Source organism: Pseudomonas putida group bacterium ESBL64 (genome assembly GCF_045277175.1).
In the GTDB taxonomy this organism is placed as follows: domain Bacteria; phylum Pseudomonadota; class Gammaproteobacteria; order Pseudomonadales; family Pseudomonadaceae; genus Aquipseudomonas; species Aquipseudomonas alloputida.
Map to the genome: position 1 here is coordinate 5,114,310 of NZ_CP145799.1, position 19,764 is coordinate 5,134,073.

At 63.4% G+C, this 19,764-nt stretch carries 18 protein-coding genes; 15 read left to right on the top strand and 3 right to left on the bottom strand.

The window, feature by feature from the left end; genetic code table 11:
• Position 1 precedes the first annotated feature (1 nt).
• Positions 2–1,033 carry an ABC transporter ATP-binding protein gene (locus V6093_RS23215; protein ID WP_265979927.1) on the bottom strand — a complete coding sequence of 344 codons (1,032 nt, stop codon included), beginning with the start codon at positions 1,031–1,033 and terminating at the stop codon, positions 2–4.
• A gap of 150 nt (positions 1,034–1,183) precedes the next feature.
• A complete protein-coding gene (gene ydcS, locus V6093_RS23220) occupies positions 1,184–2,335 on the bottom strand; it encodes a putative ABC transporter substrate-binding protein YdcS (RefSeq protein ID WP_108078180.1) in 1,152 nt (383 codons plus the stop codon).
• A gap of 216 nt (positions 2,336–2,551) precedes the next feature.
• Between ydcS and V6093_RS23225 the strand changes: the two genes are divergently transcribed.
• The 15 genes from V6093_RS23225 (at position 2,552) to V6093_RS23295 (ending at position 18,758) form a co-directional block, all read left to right on the top strand.
• Entirely contained in the window at positions 2,552–3,235 is a 684-nt protein-coding gene (locus tag V6093_RS23225; RefSeq protein WP_014860536.1) for a tellurite resistance TerB family protein, read from the top strand.
• Positions 3,236–3,404: 169 nt separating this feature from the next.
• A complete protein-coding gene (locus V6093_RS23230; protein WP_017147930.1) occupies positions 3,405–5,027 on the top strand; it encodes a methyl-accepting chemotaxis protein in 1,623 nt (540 codons plus the stop codon).
• A 5-nt stretch (positions 5,028–5,032) separates the two neighbouring features.
• Positions 5,033–5,539 (top strand): chemotaxis protein CheW, encoded by a 507-nt coding sequence (locus V6093_RS23235; protein WP_014754308.1) that lies wholly within the window; start codon positions 5,033–5,035, stop codon positions 5,537–5,539.
• Positions 5,536–6,810, top strand: a complete 1,275-nt coding sequence (locus V6093_RS23240) for a protein-glutamate O-methyltransferase CheR (RefSeq protein WP_012053574.1) — start codon at positions 5,536–5,538, stop codon at positions 6,808–6,810. Before V6093_RS23235 ends, V6093_RS23240 begins: the two co-directional genes overlap by 4 nt.
• Positions 6,807–7,472: a chemotaxis protein CheW gene (locus V6093_RS23245; RefSeq protein WP_003252198.1), complete on the top strand. Its 666-nt coding sequence runs from the start codon at positions 6,807–6,809 to the stop codon at positions 7,470–7,472. Before V6093_RS23240 ends, V6093_RS23245 begins: the two co-directional genes overlap by 4 nt.
• Positions 7,469–9,766: a hybrid sensor histidine kinase/response regulator gene (locus V6093_RS23250; RefSeq protein WP_047604482.1), complete on the top strand. Its 2,298-nt coding sequence runs from the start codon at positions 7,469–7,471 to the stop codon at positions 9,764–9,766. The genes V6093_RS23245 and V6093_RS23250 overlap by 4 nt, the downstream gene beginning before the upstream one ends.
• Positions 9,763–10,776, top strand: coding sequence for a Wsp signal transduction system protein-glutamate methylesterase WspF (wspF, locus tag V6093_RS23255; protein ID WP_108078108.1), 1,014 nt, complete (start codon positions 9,763–9,765; stop codon positions 10,774–10,776). The genes V6093_RS23250 and wspF overlap by 4 nt, the downstream gene beginning before the upstream one ends.
• A 51-nt stretch (positions 10,777–10,827) precedes the next feature.
• A complete protein-coding gene (gene wspR, locus V6093_RS23260) occupies positions 10,828–11,832 on the top strand; it encodes a Wsp signal transduction system regulator diguanylate cyclase WspR (protein ID WP_029615556.1) in 1,005 nt (334 codons plus the stop codon).
• 137 nt (positions 11,833–11,969) lie between these two features.
• A protein-coding gene (gene prfB, locus V6093_RS23265) for a peptide chain release factor 2 (RefSeq protein ID WP_103340239.1) occupies positions 11,970–13,065 on the top strand; the annotation gives its coding sequence in 2 pieces (ribosomal slippage) (positions 11,970–12,041 and positions 12,043–13,065; 1,095 coding nt in all).
• Between the two features lie 93 nt (positions 13,066–13,158).
• Positions 13,159–14,661 carry a lysine--tRNA ligase gene (lysS, locus tag V6093_RS23270; RefSeq protein WP_003252208.1) on the top strand — a complete coding sequence of 501 codons (1,503 nt, stop codon included), beginning with the start codon at positions 13,159–13,161 and terminating at the stop codon, positions 14,659–14,661.
• A 178-nt stretch (positions 14,662–14,839) separates the two neighbouring features.
• A complete protein-coding gene (locus tag V6093_RS23275) occupies positions 14,840–15,544 on the top strand; it encodes a TetR/AcrR family transcriptional regulator (RefSeq protein ID WP_003252210.1) in 705 nt (234 codons plus the stop codon).
• 30 nt (positions 15,545–15,574) lie between these two features.
• Positions 15,575–16,123, top strand: coding sequence for a hypothetical protein (locus V6093_RS23280; RefSeq protein ID WP_047604484.1), 549 nt, complete (start codon positions 15,575–15,577; stop codon positions 16,121–16,123).
• A gap of 139 nt (positions 16,124–16,262) precedes the next feature.
• A complete protein-coding gene (locus V6093_RS23285) occupies positions 16,263–17,540 on the top strand; it encodes a flavohemoglobin expression-modulating QEGLA motif protein (protein WP_003252215.1) in 1,278 nt (425 codons plus the stop codon).
• The gene (locus V6093_RS23290; protein WP_047604485.1) at positions 17,512–18,435 is read left to right on the top strand and encodes an alpha/beta hydrolase; all 924 of its coding nucleotides are present in this window, start codon (positions 17,512–17,514) and stop codon (positions 18,433–18,435) included. Before V6093_RS23285 ends, V6093_RS23290 begins: the two co-directional genes overlap by 29 nt.
• Positions 18,432–18,758, top strand: a complete 327-nt coding sequence (locus tag V6093_RS23295; protein WP_003252219.1) for a hypothetical protein — start codon at positions 18,432–18,434, stop codon at positions 18,756–18,758. The genes V6093_RS23290 and V6093_RS23295 overlap by 4 nt, the downstream gene beginning before the upstream one ends.
• Positions 18,759–18,935: 177 nt before the next feature.
• On the opposite strand, the gene V6093_RS23300 is transcribed toward V6093_RS23295, so the two are convergent.
• Entirely contained in the window at positions 18,936–19,727 is a 792-nt protein-coding gene (locus tag V6093_RS23300; protein ID WP_003252221.1) for an OmpA family protein, read from the bottom strand.
• Between the last annotated feature and the right edge of the window lie 37 nt (positions 19,728–19,764).

Genomic DNA, 19,764 nt, shown 5'->3' on the forward strand with positions numbered 1-19,764 from the left:
GTCAGCGGCCCTCGGTTTCCTGCAGCACCGTCATGGCCTCGCGGGGCCAGTGCGCCTGCAGGCGTTGCCCGGGCTGCCAGGCCTGCACCTGCTTTTGCCAGCGGTCATTGGCCTGGCTTACTGCCAGCAGTTGACCGTTTTCCAGCTGCAGTTCGTAGCGTGTGGCGCTGCCTTGGTACTGGACATCACGCAGCACGCCGCTGACCTGTACCTCATGGCTGGTCACTACCGGGTCGCCCAGGCGAATGTGTTCGGGACGGATGGAGAAGGGCGCAGGGCTGCCGTTGAGCTGCATGGCCAGCTCGCCCCGCACCACGTTGGACGTGCCGACGAACTCAGCGACGAAGGTTGTGCTGGGCTTCATGTACAGGTTGCGCGGGGTGTCGACCTGTTCGATACGGCCGCGGTTGAACACCGCGACCCGGTCGGACATCGACAGTGCTTCGGTCTGGTCGTGGGTGACGAAGATGAAGGTGATGCCCAGTTGGCGTTGCAGCTTTTTCAGCTCGCCTTGCATCTGCTCGCGCAATTTCAGGTCCAGCGCGCCCAGTGGCTCATCGAGCAGCAGCACCCGCGGGCGGTTGACCAACGCCCGGGCCAGGGCCACGCGCTGACGCTGGCCGCCAGACAGCTGTGCCGGCTTACGCGCGCCATAGCCGGCCAAGGCCACCATGGCCAGGGCTTCTTCGGCGCGGCTGTAGCGTTCGGCCTTGCCCACGCCTTTTACCTTCAGGCCATAGGAGATGTTGTCCAGCACGTTCATGTGCGGGAACAGCGCATAGTCCTGGAACACTGTGTTGACGTCACGTTGGTAGGGCGGCAGGCCAGCGGCCTCGACCCCTTGGATGCGGATCGAGCCGCTGGAGGGTTGCTCGAAGCCTGCGATCAGGCGCAGGCAGGTGGTTTTGCCCGAGCCGGAAGGGCCGAGCATGGAAAAGAACTCGCCATCGATGATGTCGATGCTGACCTGGTCGACGGCCTTGACCTCGCCGAAGGTGCGGGAAACCTGGGTGAACTGGACGGCTAGGGGCATGCGTGGACTCCAGGTATGAATATGTCTCCTGTGCCGGCCTCTTCGCGGGCAAGCCCGCTCCTACAGGTGGAGCGCCACCCTTGCAGGCGGTGAAGAACCTGTGGGCGCGGGCTTGCCCGGGAAAAGGCCGGTACAGGCATTCAGACAACCTCAGCGACCACCCATGATCGCAATGTAGTCCTGGGTCCAGCGGCTGTAAGGCACGAACTTGCCGCCTTGGGCCTGCGGTGTTTTCCAGAAGGCAATCTTGTCGAAGTTGTCGAAGCCGTTGGTCTTGCAGCCCTCGGCCCCCAACAGCTCGCTGCCGGTGCACGCCGCCGGCACAGCCGGCAACGAGCCGAACCAAGCCGCCACATCGCCTTGCACCTTAGGTTGCAACGACCAGTCCATCCACTTGTAGGCGCAATTGGGGTGCTTGGCCTCGGCGTGCAGCATGGTGGTGTCGGCCCAGCCGGTCGCGCCCTCTTTGGGGATGGTCGAGGCCACTGGCTGGTTCTCGGCCTTGAGGCCATTGACCATGTAGCCCCAGGAGCTGGAGGCAACCACGCCTTCGTTTTTCACATCGCTCATCTGGACCGTGGCGTCATGCCAATAGCGGTGGATCAGCGGTTGCTGCTGGCGCAGCAGATCCAGCACGGCCTTGTATTGTGCCTCGTTCAGTTCGTACGGGTCCTTGATGCCCAGTTCGGGCCTGGCCGACTTCAGGTACAGCGCTGCATCGGCGATGTAGATCGGCCCGTCGTAGGCTTGCACGCGGCCCTTGTTCGGCTTGCCGTCGGGCAGGTTCTGCGGCTCGAACACCACGCTCCAGCTGGTGGGTGCCTGCTTGAAGGTGTTGGTGTTGTACAGCAGCACGTTTGGCCCCCACTGGTACGGCGTGCCGTACACCTGCTTGTCGACCACATACCAGCCACCGTTCTGCAGGCGCGGGTCGATGGTTTTCCAGTTGGGGATCAAGGCGGTGTTGATCGGCTGTACGCGCTTGCCTGCAATCAGCCGCAGCGATGCATCGCCCGAGGCGGTGACCAGGTCATAGCCGCCCTTGGTCATCAGGCTGACCATCTCGTCCGAGGTGGCGGCCGTTTTCACGCTGACCTTGCAGCCGGTTTCCTTTTCGAAACCGGTCACCCAGTCGTAGGCCTTGTCGCTTTCACCGCGTTCGATGTAGCCGGGCCAGGCGACGATGTCCAGGCGCCCCTCGCCGGCCCCCAGGGCCTTGGGCGCTTCGGCGGCCTGCAGGCTGGCGCTGGCCAGCATGGCGCAGGTGGTGGCGCCGAGCAATGCGGTCTTGTGCACTGACATGGTGTTCCCTCTTCTTGGCGATCTTGTTCGGGCAGTCATGAGGCAAGCAGTGAAGCAATTGTTATAAGCGTAGTGCGTGAGTGCGAGGTATTGGCGATATCGAGTCTAGTTGGCTTTTTGCCAGCTAACGCAACATCCTGAAGCAAATCCCTGCATGGCGTGTGCTCGGCCAAGCCTTACTCTGGCGTTTGAATCTTCTTACGTGGAGACACGCGAATGAATACCCGGGGCTTGCTTGATCAACTCCTCAAATCCGGCCAGCAACTGCTCGAGAAGCAGGGGGGCGCCACCAAGCCTGGCAACCCTTCAGGCGGGTTGGGCGGGTTGTTGTCCGGAGCAGGGGGCGGCCTGCTGGGTGGGGGCGCTCTGGGCCTGTTGCTGGGTAGCAAGAAGGCCCGCAAGTACGGTGGCAAAGCCCTGACATACGGCGGCCTCGCCGCGCTGGGGGTGCTGGCCTATAAAGCTTACGGCAACTGGCAGGCAAACCAGCGGGGGGCCGCAGCCGAGCCTCAAACCCTCGACCGCCTGCCGCCGGCCCAGGCCGAGCAGCACAGCCAGGCGGTACTGCGCGCCCTGGTGGCGGCGGCCAAGTCCGATGGGCATATCGACGAGCGCGAGCGGGCGTTGATCGAGGGCGAATTCACGCGCCTGGACAGCGACCGCGAATTGCAGCACTGGCTGCATGCCGAGCTGAACAAACCGCTGGACCCTGCCGAAGTGGCCCGTGCTGCGCAAACACCGGAGATGGCTGCCGAGATGTACCTGGCCAGCGTGATGATGGTCGATCAGGAAAACTTCATGGAGCGTGCCTACCTGGACGAGCTGGCACGTCAGCTGCGGCTGGACCCGGGCTTGCGCCAGGCGCTGGAGGCTCAGGTGAGGGATGCGGTTGCGCAGTAGCAGCGCTTATCAGGACATTTTCTGCGCTTGTCGAACCGAGCGCGGAAAATGTCACGGCAAGCCTTGCCAGCTTTTACCCAATCCGCGCATTTCGCCCGATAAACCGTAAGACCTCTGGGCTATACTTCGGCGATTTTTCCCGCTCGTTGTGAATTCCTGAGGGCTGAATGTGAAGAACTGGACCTTGCGCCAACGGATCCTGGCAAGTTTCGCCGTGATCATCGCCATCATGCTGCTGATGATTGTGGCCGCCTACTCGCGGTTGGTGGCTATCGAAACCGCCGAAGAGGCAGTGGGGACCGACAGCATTCCTGGCGTCTACTACAGCTCGATGATTCGCAGCGCCTGGGTCGACAGCTACGTCACCAGCCAGCAACTGGTGGGCCTGTCCAACCATCGTGAAATCACTTCGGCCGACCTGGAACTGTTCAGAAGCTTCGATAACCGGCTGAAGCAATACATGGCCAGCTACCAGGCCACCATCCAGGACAAAGACGACCAGGTCCGCTTCGACAGCTTCGTGCAACTGGAAGAAAGCTACCTCAAAATCGTCAACCAGGTGCTGGATGCGTACGGTCAGCGCAACTACGACGAGGCCCAGCGGCTGATCACCGAGGTCCTCACTCCGGCCTGGAAGGATGGGCGCGAGCACCTGAATGAAGTGATCGAGAATAATCGGGCCTCTGCCGATGCCGCCACCAACGATATCGTCAACGCAGTCAACACGGCCAAGGGCAGCATGGTGGTCTCACTGCTGCTGGCAATCGTCGCTGCCGGCATCTGCGGCCTGTTGCTGCTGCGCGCTATCACAGCGCCCATGCAGCGTATCGTGCATGCCCTCGACAAGCTGCGTTCCGGTGACCTGAGCATGCGCCTGAGCCTGGATCGCAAGGACGAATTCGGTGCCATCGAAAGCGGCTTCAACGAAATGGCCGAGGCACTGGCCAACCTGGTGGCCCAGGCCCAACGCTCGTCGGTGCAGGTGACCACTTCGGTCACCGAAATTGCCGCCACGTCCAAGCAACAGCAGGCCACCGCCACCGAGACGGCCGCCACCACCACCGAAATTGGCGCCACCTCGCGGGAAATCGCCGCGACTTCGCGGGACCTGGTGCGCACCATGACCGAGGTGACGACGGCTGCTGACCAGGCATCCAGTCTGGCAGGCTCCGGGCAACAGGGCCTGGCACGCATGGAAGAGACCATGCACCAGGTGATGGGCGCTGCCGACCTGGTCAATGCCAAGCTCGGTATCCTCAACGAGAAAGCCAGCAACATCACCCAGATGGTGGTAACCATCGTCAAGGTTGCCGACCAGACCAATCTGCTGTCGCTCAACGCCGCCATCGAAGCGGAAAAGGCCGGTGAATATGGCCGCGGCTTTGCCGTGGTCGCGACCGAAGTGCGCCGCCTGGCCGACCAGACCGCCGTGGCCACCTACGACATCGAGCAAATGGTGCGCGAGATCCAGTCAGCAGTGTCGGCCGGTGTCATGGGGATGGACAAGTTCTCCGAAGAAGTGCGCCGCGGCATGTTCGAGGTGCAACAGGTGGGCGAGCAACTCAGCCAGATCATTCACCAGGTGCAGGCCTTGGCGCCGCGCGTATTGATGGTCAACGAAGGCATGCAGGCCCAGGCCACCGGTGCCGAGCAGATCAACCAGGCACTGGCCCAGCTCAGCGATGCCAGCACCCAGACTGTCGAGTCGCTGCGCCAGGCCAGCTATGCCATCGATGAGCTGAGCCAGGTGGCCGCGGGCCTGCGTGGCGGCGTGTCGCGCTTCAAAGTCTGACCGCGATGAACGACTTGCAACTGCGCACCGCGCGGGCGGCGAACACCGAGGGGGCGTTGTACCTGCAGTTTCGCATCAGAACGCAGCGTTTTGCCCTGAGCGTGCACGAGGTGATCGAAGTGTTGCCGCGTCAGCCGCTCAAGCCGATCGCCCAGGCACCTGCCTGGGTCGCGGGCATCCTCGCCCATCGTGGCCAGTTGGTTCCGGTCATCGACCTTGCCGCCTTGAGCTTTGGCCAGCCGGCGGTGCAACGCACCAGCACCCGCCTGGTACTGGTGCACTACCGAGGCGGCCTGCAGCTTGGCCTGATCCTGGAGCAGGCCACCGAAACCCTGCGTTGCCAACCGGACGAGTTCCAGCCCTATGGGGTGGACACCGGTGAAGCGCCTTATCTGGGCCCGGTGCGCCAGGATGCCCAGGGGCTGCTGCAGCGCATCGAAGTCAATGACCTGCTGCCCGACACCGTGCACGCATTGCTGTACACGCAAGACCCGACAGGGATGCCAACATGAACGAACAGCGTTTCTTCCGCTTCTTGCGCGAGCGTATTGGCCTGGACGTGGAGTCGGTGGGCGCGCCCATGGTCGAACGCGCGCTGCGCCAACGTTGCGTGGCTGCGGGCGCGATGGACCTGGACGATTACTGGCTGCGCCTGCAGCAGTCGGCAGATGAGCAACAGGCGCTGATCGAAGCGGTGATTGTCCCGGAAACCTGGTTTTTCCGTTACCCCGAATCCTTCACTGCGCTGGCCAGCCTGGCCCATAAACGCCTGGCTAAACTGGCTGGCGCGCGCCCGCTGCGATTACTCAGCCTGCCGTGTTCTACTGGCGAGGAACCCTATTCGCTGGCCATGGCCTTGTTTGACGCCGGCATGGCGCCTGGGGCATTCCTTGTCGATGGAATGGACATCAGCCCAAGTTCAGTAGCCAAGGCCGTGCAGGCGGTGTATGGGCGCAATGCGTTCCGGGGTAGCGAACTGGGTTTTCGCGAGCGCTACTTCGATGCTCTGGACGAAGGCCACCGCCTGCATGAGCGGGTACGCCAGCAAGTCAGCCTGCGGGTGGGCAATGTACTTGACCCGGCGCTGGCCAGCCGCGACGGCCTGTATGACTTCGTGTTCTGTCGCAATCTGTTGATCTATTTCGACGTACCGACCCAACAGCGTGTGTTCGAAGTGCTCAAGCGCTTGCTGCATCCGCAGGGTGTGCTGTTCATCGGCCCGGCCGAAGGCAGCTTGTTGGCACGCATGGGCATGCGTCCATTGGGGATCGCCCAGTCGTTTGCGTATGTGCGTCATGACGGCGACAGCGCCCCCTTGGCAGCGGCACCCGCCCAACCCGCCAAGCGTGCGTTCACGACGTTGCCCGCACCGGTTTATCCGCAGCCCAGTGTGCCGTTGCCGCGTCCGCTGCGTGTGCTGCCCGTGGTGGCCAGGCCAGCGCCAGCCCGCGAGCACAGGCACGAGGGGGCCAGCGAATTGCTGGCCGACATTGCCCGGCTGGCCAATGCCGGTGCCAGCGAGCAGGCCCGTAGCGAATGCCAACGCTACCTGAGCCAGTACCCGCCGTCGGCACAGGTGTACTACTGGCTGGGTTTGCTCAGTGATACCGAAGGCGATGCGCAGCAGGCGCTGAGCCACTATCGCAAGGCCCTGTACCTGGAACCACAGCACCCCGAGGCGCTGGTGCACCTGGCCGCCTTGCTGGCGGCCCAGGGTGACCTGGCCGGCGCTCGGCGCCTTCAGGCGCGCGCGGCGCGGGCTGGCCGGGAGTCTGAACGATGAACAGTGAATCCGCGATGCAGTTGCTCGCCGAGGATGACGCGCACATTGACGACTGCTGGAACCGCATTGGCGTGCGCGGGGACAAGCAGTGCCCACTGCTGGAGCGGCATGTCCATTGCCGCAATTGCGAGGTGTATGCCGCTGCCGCCACGCGTTTGCTCGACCGCTATGCGCTGGTGCAGGAGCACCAGGCTGCGGCGGTGCAGCCGGACGCGGAAAACACCGGTCGCTCCATGCTGCTGTTCCGTCTGGGCGAAGAGTGGCTGGCGCTGGCTACCGCCTGCCTGGCCGAAATCGCCCCGCTGCAGGCGGTGCATTCATTACCGCACCAGCGCTCGCGGCTGTTGCACGGGGTTGCCAATGTGCGCGGTGCGTTGGTGCCGTGCCTGTCACTGGCTGATTTGCTGGGCGTGCAGGCCGGCTCCACCGAGCAACGCAGCGCACGGGCGATGCCCCGTATGCTGATTCTGGCCGCCGAAGGTGGGCCGGTGGTGATGGCTGTCGAGGAAATCGACGGTATTCACCGGCTCGACCCGCAGTTGCTGGGCAGTGGCCGGGACGCCACTCGCTTCACCGCCGCAGTCCTGCAGTGGCGCGGCCGCAGCGTGCGGGTTCTGGACGATCAACATTTACTGTCTGCCGTGCAGCGGAGCCTGTCATGACCCCAGAGCAAATGCGCGACGCATCGTTGCTCGAACTGTTCAGCCTGGAGGCCGAGGCGCAGACCCAAGTGCTCAGTGCCGGCCTGATGGCACTGGAACGCAACCCTACTCAGGCCGACCAGCTCGAGGCCTGCATGCGCGCTGCCCACTCGCTCAAGGGGGCAGCGCGCATTGTCGGGGTGGATGCTGGCGTCAGTGTCGCCCACGTGATGGAAGACTGCCTGGTGGCGGCCCAGGAAGGCCGACTGCGGCTGACCGCCGAGCATATTGACGCGCTGTTGCAAGGGACCGACCTGTTGATGCGTATTGCCACGCCCGGCGATGCCGGTGCGCAGGCGACCTTGCCGGTGTTTCTTGCGCAAATGGCCAGCCTGCTCGACCCGGGCGCCGATGCCATGCCTGTGGTGCCGCTGGCTGCATCCGTGCCGCCGGAGCCGCCGCTGGCAACCCTGCCGCCTGCACCTGTGGTAATGCCAGCCGGACCGCGGGAACCAGAGCCCGAACCCGCCCTGCGGCGCAAGGCTGGCAAGCGCGCTGGCGAAGGTGCTGAGCGGGTACTGCGTGTCACAGCTGACCGCCTTAATAGCCTGCTTGACCTGTCCAGCAAGTCGCTGGTGGAAACCCAGCGGCTCAAGCCATACCTGGCTACCCTTCAGCGCCTCAAGCGCATGCACGGCCAAGGTATGCAGGCGCTTGACGGCTTGCGCATGCAACTGGAAGGCACGGGGCAGGGCAGTGAGGTGCTCGAAGCCTTGGCACAGACCCAGCGCCTGCTGGCAGAGACCCAGCAGATTCTGCAGCAGCAGGCAGCCGACCTGGATGAGTTCGGCTGGCAGGCCAGTCAGCGTGCGCAGTTGTTGTATGACACCGCCCTGGCCTGTCGGATGCGGCCGTTTGCCGACGTGCTGACCGGGCAAAGCCGCATGGTCCGCGACCTGGGCCGTTCGCTGGGCAAGCCGGTGCGGCTGGTGGTGGAAGGGGAGAAGACCCAGGTCGACCGCGATGTGCTGGAAAAGCTCGAAGCACCGCTGACCCACCTGTTGCGCAATGCCGTCGACCACGGCATCGAGCTGCCCGAGCGGCGCCTGCTGGCGGGCAAGCCGGACGAGGGGGTGATCCGCCTGCGGGCTTCGCACCAGGCGGGCATGCTCAGCCTGGAACTGGTCGACGATGGCGCCGGCATCGACCTGGAGCGCCTGCGCAGCAGCATCGTCGAGCGCGCCCTGTCGCCCGCTGACACGGTGACACGGATGAGTGAGGCGGAGCTGCTGACGTTCCTGTTCCTGCCCGGTTTCAGCCTGCGTGACAAGGTTACCGAAGTGTCCGGGCGCGGTGTGGGGCTGGATGCGGTGCAGCACTTGATCCGCGAGCTGCGCGGCTCGATCGAATTGACCCAGGTGGCAGGGCAGGGCTGTCGCTTCCATCTTCAGGTACCGCTGACCCTGTCGGTCGTTCGCAGCCTGGTGGTCGAGGTGGGCGGGGAGGCTTACGCCTTCCCGCTGGCGCATATCGAACGCACGCTGGAAGTGACCGCCGAACAGATCGTGCAGATCGAAGGGCGCCAGCACTTCTGGCACGAAGGCCGGCATATTGGCCTGGTGGCGGCCAGCCAGTTGCTCAATCGCCCGGCGGGGCAAAGCGACGAAGCCAGCTTGCGGGTAGTGGTGATTCGTGAGCGCGAGCAGCTGTACGGGGTGGCCGTGGAGCGGTTGGTGGGGGAGCGGGTGCTGGTCGTGATGCCGCTCGACCCACGCCTGGGGAAGGTGCAGGACATTTCCTCCGGCGCCTTGCTCGATGATGGCTCGGTGGTCCTGATTGTCGATGTCGAAGACTTGCTACGCTCGGTGGAAAAACTGCTCAGCACCGGCAGCCTGGAGCGCATCGAGCGCGGCAGCAGCGGAGCCCGTGGCGCAGTCCGCAAACGCATCCTGGTGGTCGACGACTCGCTGACCGTGCGCGAACTGCAGCGCAAGCTGCTGGGCAACCGTGGCTACGACGTGGCGGTGGCGGTGGATGGCATGGACGGCTGGAACGCCCTGCGCAGTGAGGACTTCGACCTGCTGATCACCGACATCGACATGCCGCGCATGGACGGTATCGAGCTGGTTACCCTGGTGCGTCGCGACCAGCGCCTGCAGTCGTTGCCGGTGATGGTGGTGTCCTATAAAGACCGTGAGGAAGACCGACGGCGCGGGCTGGACGCTGGCGCCGACTACTATTTGGCAAAGGCCAGTTTCCACGACGATGCGTTGCTGGATGCTGTGGTGGAGCTGATCGGAGGTGCTCAGGGATGAAGATCGCCATCGTCAATGACATGCCCCTGGCCGTCGAAGCGTTGCGCCGGGCGGTCGCCCTGGAGCCCGCACACCAGGTCGTGTGGGTGGCCAGCAACGGTGCCGAGGCGGTGCAGCGGTGCACCGAGCAGTTACCGGACCTGATCCTCATGGACCTGATCATGCCGGTAATGGACGGTGTCGAGGCAACCCGGCGGATCATGGCCGAAACCCCGTGCGCCATTGTCATCGTCACGGTCGACCGTAAACAGAACGTACACCGGGTATTCGAAGCCATGGGCCATGGCGCTCTCGATGTGGTCGACACGCCTGCGCTGGGCGCTGGCGATGCCCGCGAAGCTGCGGCGCCCTTGCTGCGCAAGATCCTCAATATTGGCTGGCTGGTCGGCCAGCAGCGAGCACCTGCTGCAAGGGCGGTGGCTGCGCCGCTGCGCGAGGCTTCCCAGCGCCGCGGGTTGGTGGCAATCGGGTCTTCGGCAGGTGGCCCGGCAGCACTCGAAGTATTGCTCAAGGGCTTGCCGGCAGCGTTTCCGGCGGCCATCGTGCTGGTCCAGCATGTGGACCAGGTGTTTGCCGCAGGCATGGCCGAATGGCTCAGCAGCGCAGCAGGCCTGCCGGTGCGCCTGGCCCGTGAAGGCGAACCGCCGCAGCCAGGGCAGGTACTCCTGGCCGGTACCAACCACCACATTCGCCTGCTACAGAATGGCCAACTGGCCTACACTGCCGAACCTGTGAATGAAATCTACCGGCCCTCGATCGACGTTTTCTTCGAGAGCGTGGCACGTTACTGGAATGGTGATGCAGTGGGCGTGCTGCTCACCGGCATGGGCCGCGACGGTGCCCAGGGCCTGAAGCTGATGCGTCAGCAGGGCTTTCTGACCATTGCCCAGGACCAGGCCAGCAGCGCGGTGTACGGCATGCCCAAGGCTGCTGCGGCTATTGATGCCGCCGTGGAAATCCGCCCGCTGGAACGCATTGCCGGGCGCTTGACTGAATTTTTCGCAAAATGACGAAATGTATTGAATCACGCCGCCAGGCCGGTAGTGATCGGGTGAACAATGATGAATGATTTACCGATCGAAGGTTTCGCGACCACCAACGAGAACTCGGCGATGGTGCTGCTGGTCGACGATCAGGCCATGATCGGCGAAGCGGTGCGGCGTGGCTTGGCCAATGAAGACAACATCGACTTCCACTTCTGTGCCGACCCGCACCAGGCGGTGGCCCAGGCCATGCGCATCAAACCCACGGTCATTCTTCAAGACCTGATCATGCCTGGCCTGGACGGCTTGACCCTGGTGCGCGAGTACCGCAACAACCCGGTGACCCAGGACATCCCGATCATCGTCCTGTCGACCAAGGAAGACCCGCTGGTCAAGAGTGCAGCATTTGCCGCCGGGGCCAACGATTACCTGGTCAAGCTGCCTGACACCATCGAACTGGTCGCCCGCATCCGCTACCACTCGCGTTCCTACCTGACCCTGCTGCAGCGCGACGAGGCCTACCGTGCCCTGCGCGTCAGCCAGCAGCAGTTGCTTGATTCCAACCTGATGCTGCAGCGGCTGATGAACTCCGATGGCCTGACCGGGCTGTCCAACCGCCGGCACTTCGACGAATACCTGGAGCTGGAATGGCGCCGGGCCATGCGTGAACAGCAGCAGTTGTCGTTGCTGATGATCGACGTGGATTACTTCAAAGTCTACAACGACAGTTTTGGCCATCTGGCCGGTGACGAGGCCTTGCGCCAGGTCGCCGAAGCCATCCGTAGCTCGTGCTCGCGGCCGACCGACCTGCCGGCGCGCTATGGCGGCGAAGAGTTCGCCCTGGTGCTGCCCAATACCTCGCCAGGCGGGGCGCGGCTGGTGGCTGAAAAACTGCGCCAGACCGTGCTGGGCCTTGGCATCCCCCATACAGCGCCGACGGCTGATACGTTCTTGACCGTGAGCATCGGCCTGGCCACCCAGACTCCGGCTATCGGCAGCCATTGCCGGCAGCTGATTTCGGCGGCCGATAAAGGTCTTTACCTGGCCAAGAACGGTGGGCGTAACCAAGTCGGCATCGCCTGAGCTCCTGGAGACGGCGCGGCCTGTGTGGGAGCGCAGGTTGCCCTATCGACATACGACCGCCCGGCGGGTCTGCCGCCATGCTGCGGACTCGGTTATACTCGCGGGCTTTTCACCGAATTCGCACGAGTAGCCCGCCCATGGAAATCCAACCGATCCTGAACACCATCAAGGACCTCACCGAGCGTTCCCAGTCAATTCGGGGGTATCTTTGACTACGATCACAAGCATGACCGCCTGATCGAAGTCAACCGCGAGCTGGAAGACCCCAACGTCTGGAACAAGCCCGAGTACGCCCAGGCACTGGGCCGCGAGCGTGCCATGCTGGCCCAGGTCGTCGAGACCCTGGACAAGCTGTCCGGCGGCCTGGCCGACTGCAAGGACCTGCTCGACATGGCCGTCGAGGAAAATGACGAGAACGCCGTTAGCGACGTCGTGACCGAGCTGGAAGGCCTGGAAGAGAACCTGGCCCAGCTTGAGTTCCGTCGCATGTTCAGCGGCGAGATGGACATGAACAACGCCTACCTGGACATCCAGGCCGGCTCCGGCGGTACCGAAGCGCAGGACTGGGCCAACATCCTGCTGCGTATGTACCTGCGCTGGGCCGACAAGCGCGGTTTCGACGCCACCATCATCGAGCTTTCCGAAGGCGAGGTCGCCGGTATCAAGGGCGCCACCGTGCATATCAAGGGCGAGTACGCCTTCGGCTGGCTGCGCACCGAGATCGGCGTGCACCGCCTTGTGCGCAAAAGCCCGTTCGACTCCGGCGCCCGTCGTCATACGTCGTTCTCGGCGGTGTTCGTGTCGCCTGAGATCGACGACAAGGTCGAGATCGACATCAACCCGTCCGACCTGCGTATCGACACCTACCGCTCCTCGGGTGCCGGTGGTCAGCACGTGAACACCACCGACTCTGCGGTGCGTATCACCCACGTGCCTACCAACACCGTGGTGGCCTGCCAGAACGAACGTTCCCAGCACGCCAACAAGGACACCGCCATGAAAATGCTGCGGGCCAAGTTGTACGAGCTGGAAATGCAGAAGCGCAACGCTGCTTCGCAGGCGCTGGAAGACAGCAAGTCGGACATCGGCTGGGGCCACCAGATTCGCTCCTACGTGCTGGATGACTCGCGCATCAAGGACCTGCGTACCGGCGTCGAACGCAGCGACTGCCAGAAGGTCCTCGATGGCGACCTTGACCAGTACCTGGAAGCGAGCCTCAAGCAGGGCCTGTAAGCCGCACACCCATGCCGCGCTACCTGGCCAGCCGCCGGTAGCGCGTGCCCTGCCCGGAACGGGCAACGAATACCTGATGGAAAGAATGACGACATGAGCGACCTGAAGACCGAATCGCAAGACCTGCAACAGGAAGAAAACGCCCTGATCGCCCTGCGCAAGGAAAAACTTGCCGCCGAGCGTGCCAAGGGCAATGCCTTCCCCAACGACTTCCGTCGCGACAGCTACTGCAACGACCTGCAGAAGCAGTACGCGGACAAGACCAAGGAAGAGCTGGAAGCAGCCGCGATCCCGGTCAAGGTAGCCGGCCGCATCATGCTCAACCGTGGCTCGTTCATGGTTATCCAGGACATGACTGGCCGTATTCAGGTCTACGTCAACCGCAAGACCCTGCCGGAAGAAACCCTGGCTGCGGTCAAGACCTGGGACCTGGGCGACATCATCAGCGCCGAAGGCACCCTGGCCCGTTCCGGCAAGGGCGACCTGTACGTCGAAATGACCAACGTGCGCCTGCTGACCAAGTCGCTGCGCCCGCTGCCCGACAAGCACCACGGCCTGACCGACACCGAGCAGCGCTACCGCCAGCGCTACGTCGACCTGATGGTCAACGAAGAAACCCGCCACACCTTCCGGGTGCGTTCGCAGGTGATCTCGCACATCCGCAAGTTCCTCATCGAGCGTGACTTCCTTGAAGTCGAAACGCCGATGCTGCAGACCATCCCGGGCGGTGCGGCAGCCAAGCCGTTCGAAACCCACCACAACGCCCTGGACATGGCCATGTTCCTGCGTATCGCGCCGGAGCTGTACCTCAAGCGTCTGGTGGTCGGTGGCTTCGAGAAAGTGTTCGAGATCAACCGTAACTTCCGCAACGAAGGCGTTTCGACTCGTCACAACCCTGAATTCACCATGCTCGAGTTCTACCAGGCCTACGCCGACTACCGCGACAACATGGACCTCACCGAGGAACTGTTCCGCGAGCTGGCGCAACTGGTACTGGGCTCTACCGACGTACCGTACGGCGACAAGGTCTTCCACTTCGGCGAGCCGTTCGTACGCCTCTCGGTGTTCGACTCGATCCTGAAGTACAACCCGGAGCTGACCGCTGCCGACCTGCAGGACGTCGACCGCGCCCGTGAGATTGCCAAGAAGGCCGGCGCCAAGGTGCTGGGCCATGAAGGCCTGGGCAAGCTGCAGGTGATGATTTTCGAAGAGCTGGTCGAGCACAAGCTGGAACAGCCGCACTTCATTACCGAGTACCCGTTCGAAGTGTCGCCGCTGGCCCGTCGCAACGACGACAACCCGGCCGTTACCGACCGTTTCGAGCTGTTCATCGGTGGCCGCGAAATCGCCAACGCCTACTCCGAGCTCAACGATGCCGAAGATCAGGCCGAGCGCTTCCTGGCCCAGGTGGCCGAGAAGGACGCGGGTGACGATGAAGCCATGCACTATGACGCCGACTTCGTTCGTGCGCTGGAGTACGGCATGCCGCCGACCGCCGGTGAAGGCATCGGCATCGACCGCCTGGTGATGCTGCTGACCAACTCGCCGTCGATCCGCGACGTCATCCTGTTCCCGCACATGCGTCCGCAGGCCTGAGTGAGCTGAACGAGCCGCCTTTCGAGGCGGCTTTTTCTTGCCTGAAGCTTTATGTTGTCAGTACCGGCCTCTTCGCGGGTAAACCCGCTCCTACAAAGGCCTTGTAGGAGCGGGTTTACCCGCGAAGGGGCCAGCACTGACGAAACACGCCCATGAGGTATCCCCCGTGACACCCGCCATGCCTGACCAAGGCGCCGCCGGCATCGCCACCGCCGTCGCCGAAAGCGTGCAATACCAAGGCCGCAAGACTGCCCGCCAAGGCAGCGAACAGCGTCGCCAGTTGATTCTCGATGCCGCCATGCGCATTGTCGTGCGCGATGGCGTGCGCGGTGTGCGCCACCGGGCAGTGGCCGCCGAGGCCGGCGTGCCATTGTCGGCCACCACCTACTACTTCAAGGACATCGAGGACCTGCTCACCGATACCTTTGCCCAGTACGTCGAGCGCAGTGCGGCTTACATGGCCAAGCTGTGGGCCAACACCGAGGTGGTGTTGCGCCAGTTGCTGGCACAGGGCGATGGCAGCCCGCAGGCCCGGGCGCGGCTGGCTGACGAGGTGGCGCGCATGACCGCCGACTACGTTCAGCGGCAACTGCTGAACCGCCGTGACTTCCTGATGGCCGAGCAGGCTTTCCGCCAGGAAGCATTGCTGTGCCCGCGACTGGCTGAGCTGGTGTGCGCTCATGAGCAGATCCTGCTGCACGGCACCCGGCAATTGCTGCAGGTCGTGGGCTCGCGGCAGCCGGAGCAGGATGCACAGATGTTGACGGCGATTATCGAGCAGTTGGAATATCAAGGCCTGCTCAAGCAAGCGAATGCGCAAGCCGATGGGCAGATGCTCGCTATGCTTACCCGATACCTGCAGCTGGTGCTGGCATCGGCCTGAGCCGAGAACGACCTTTTCAAGGAGAACCTGATGAGAGCCTGGCGTGTGGTGTTGTTGACTTTGTCATTCCTGCTGCTGGGCGGTTGTCTGGTGACCTTCCATGAGCCTTTGCCCAGCAACCAGGCAGCGCCCAAGGCCTTGCTCGGCAAGTGGAGCAGCAAGGACGCCTGGGGAGAGCCGTTGAAACTGGTGATCAGCCGTAGCGGTGGCGACGCCTACAAGGCAGTGGCCACGGCCAAGGGCAAGGCGCCTGAAGAGTACGTGTTCACCGTGTCACGCCACGGCAACCGCTGGTACTTGTCGGCTGGCGTGCCCAAGCGCCTGGGTGGCAATTTCCTGATTGGCGGCTTCGATATCGTCGATGGCAAGGAACTGGTGGTCTACAACCTGGATGTCGAGCAGGTACAGCAGGCGGTGGACAAGAAGGAACTGATTGGTCGCAGTACAGAGGTGCCGGAGGACAACGGCGACGGCGTGCTGATCGACAGCCCGGCGGCGAGGGTGCTGGCCTACCTGGACGACCCGGCCAACTCCGACCTGTTCGTCGAAGTGGCGCGGTTCCAGCGTTCCGGCAAGTAGTTGCCTGTACCGGCCTCTTTGCGGGCAGGCCCGCTCCTACAGGGGCCTTACCAAGCCTGGGCTCCGTGATATCCCTGTAGGAGCGGGCTTGCCCGCGAAGAGGCCGGTACAGGTTTCGTGTACTAGAAAGGAGTCCCCGGTGGACGAATACCAGCAAACCATCCGCGCCCTGTCCGACCGCATCGTCGCAGCACAGACGCCTATCCGGGTCCTGGACGCGGTGAAGTGGGACGACAACATCCGCCAGGGCTTTCTCAAGGCCAAGGGCAAGGAGCCGCCGGCGGTTGATCGCGCCTACTACCAATCGCGCCCGCTGTCGTTCGACTCCAGCGCGGTCAAGGCCGAGTTCCAGGGCATCGAGCGCGACATCATTCGCCAGTTGGGCCAGTTCAACCCGGTCGGGCAGATCATGAAGCGCATGTGCCGCGAATACCGCATGGTGGTGCGCATGCTTGAAGCGCGCGGTACCGAGGACTTCGGCCTGATCTCCCAGGAGCTGTACGGCGCCGCCTCGGATGCTTTCCACGCCGGTGATCCGACCCTGGCCGACCTTGGCTTGATGCTGTCGGACTACCTGAACAACATCGATGGCCGTGGTGACCTCAAGGATGAGCCAAAGAATCTCACCGCCAAGGAGGCGGTGGAGATCCTCCAGCACCGGCTGAACAACGTGTTCGGCGAGGCTGAAGGGACCATTCGCGTGTTCGAGTCCGACGGTATCGTCGCCGATGCCGCAGCCGGTGCCGACTACATCAAGGTGCGTGCCGATGCCATGTTCAACGCCCGCGATGTGCGCGCCCTGGAGGTGCATGAAGGGTTGGTGCATGTCGGCACCACGCTCAATGGCCTGAACCAGCCGATCTGCACCTTCCTGGCCAAGGGCCCGCCCTCATCGACGGTAACCCAGGAGGGCCTGGCGATTCTCATGGAGGTGATTGCCTTTGCCTCCTACCCCAGCCGCCTGCGCAAGCTCACCAACCGCACCCGTGCCATCCACATGGTCGAGGAGGGTGCAGACTTCATGCAGGTCTACGGTTTCTTCCGCGAGCAGGGCTTCGAGATGGCGCAGAGCTACAGCAACGCCAGCCGGGTGTTCCGCGGGTCGGTACCCAACGGCCTGCCATTCACCAAGGACTTGTCCTATCTCAAGGGCTTCATCATGGTTTACAACTACATTCAGTTGGCCGTGAAGAAGGGCAAACTGGAACAGATCCCGTTGCTGTTCTGTGGCAAGACCACGCTGGAAGACATGCGCACCCTGCGCCAACTTGTCGAGGAAGGGTTGGTCGAGCCGCCCAAGTACCTGCCTGAACAGTTCCGCGACCTGAGTGCGTTGTCGGCCTGGATGTGCTTCTCCAACTTCCTCAACCACCTGAGCCTGGATCGCATTGAAGCCGACTACGCGAACATTCTCTGAGCACTGCCGCCTGCTCGTCCTCGGCCTGGTCCTGGTGAGCCTTGGCGGCTGCAGCAGCCTGTTGTTCTACCCCGAGCGTGGTCAGGCCTTCACCCCGGAGCGCGCCAAGCTGGAATACCGCGATGTCACACTGACCACTGCTGATGGCATCCGCCTTCACGGTTGGTGGCTGCCAGCCAAGGCCGGGGTCGAGGTCAAAGGCACGGTGCTGCACCTGCACGGCAACGGCGGTAACCTGCCAGGGCACCTGGGGGGGAGCTACTGGTTGCCGGAGCAGGGCTACCAGGTGTTCATGATCGATTACCGCGGCTATGGCTTGTCTCAGGGCCAGCCGAGCCTGCCGGAGGTGTACCAGGACATTGCTGCAGCCATGGCCTGGCTGGAGCAGGCGCCCGAGGTCAAGGACAAGCCACTGGTACTGCTGGGGCAGAGCCTGGGCGGTGCCATGGCCATTCATTACCTGGCGGCCCACCCCGAGCAGCGTCAGCGCTTCAGCGCCCTGGTGTTCGATGGCGTGCCGGCCAGTTACCGCGCGGTGGGGCGCTTTGCGCTCAGCACCTCCTGGATGACCTGGCCATTGCAGGTTCCGCTGTCGTGGCTAGTGCCGGACGGCGACAGCGCGATCCACTCGATCGAGCGATTGAGCAGCCCGCCCAAGTTGTTTTTCCACAGCATCGACGACAACCTGGTGCCGATGGACAACGGCATCCGCCTGTATCAGCACGCGCCACCACCGCGGGTGCTGCAACTGACCCGAGGGGGGCACGTGCAGACCTTCGCCGACCCTACCTGGCGCCAGGTGATGCTGCGGTTCCTCGATGACCCCAGCCATTTCAACGGCCTGCGGCGGCTTGCCGAAGTGCCCAATTTCCCTGACGAGAAGAACAAGCAATGAGTGAAGAACGCAACGCCATCCCGCTGATCCTGACCGGCGTCGGCAGCATCATCGTGACGGTGGGGGCCTTGTGGTATTACGGTTACCTGCATTTCGCCAAGCCCGAAGATGCCCTGCTGCTGCAGGATTTCACCATGCTCAAGACCATCCCCGGCGAGGACTACAAGGTATCGCTGGACCCGGCGCCGCAAGTGGCCCAGTGCGTCGACGGCGTGCTGGTGCTGTTCGACACCCAGCAGAAAGGCCTGACCGGCGTGCTGGTGGACAACCGCAAGCGCGCGGTGCGCTGCATGGGCGAGGAAACACCGCAGCAGGTGCAGTGAGCCATTATCCCTGCTGCCTGAACTCGCCTCTTCGCGGGCACGCCCGCTCCCACAGGGTCGCGCAAAACTCGAAACTGGCGCCGTACCTGTGGGAGCGGGCGTGCCCGCGAAGAGGCCCGAACAGGCAAAAGAAAGCCCCGCGTCGATCGCGGGGCTTGTCCTTTCAGCTAGCCAGCCTTAGCGCTGAACCTGGCTCACCGAGCGTGGTGCCACCGGCTGGTTGTCGTTGGAGATGGTCACCTCCACCCGACGGTTCTGCGCACGTCCCGAGTTGCTCGAGTTGTCCGCTACCGGGTACTCCTTGCCATAGCCCTGGGAAACGATACGCGCCGGATCTACCCCGGCACGCACCAGTGCCATGCGCACGCTGTTGGCACGGCGCTCGGACAGGGTCTGGTTGTAGTTGGCCGAGCCGACGCTGTCGGTGTAGCCCTCGACGATCACCTTGCGTTCCGGGTTTTCCTGAAGGAACTGGGCCAGCTTGGTGATGTTCGGGTAAGCGCTGCTCTTGAGTTCGGCCTTGTTGAAGTCGAACAGCACGTCGCCGAAGGTCACCAGCGTTCCGCGGTCGGTCTGCTTGGCGTTGAGGCTGTCCTGCAGCTTGGCGATCTGCGCGTCGCGGGCATCCAGCTTGGCTTGGGCGCGCTGGGCCGAGGCATTCTTCAGTTCAGCTTCGGCGGTGCGCAGGGCAATGGTCTGTTTGGCCACTTCGACGCGCTGGTTGGTCAGGTAGGCCAATTGGTCGACTTTCTTCTCGTCTTCACGGTCCATGTAGGCCTTGTCGGCCTTGTTCAGCCAGTCCTGGGCGTCCTTGGTCTCCAGTGCCGCGACTTTGCTCGCTTGCGGGTCGCTCTGCAGCGAGGAGAAGTTGGTGCGGGCCGATTCCAGGTTGGCATTCGGATCGTGCGAGCAGGCAGCAAGACCGACGCTCAGGGCCAGCAGGGCGGGAATCATGACGTGTTTGCGCATAGTGTTCATCCTTTGATCGTGTGCGAAGGCTAAGGTT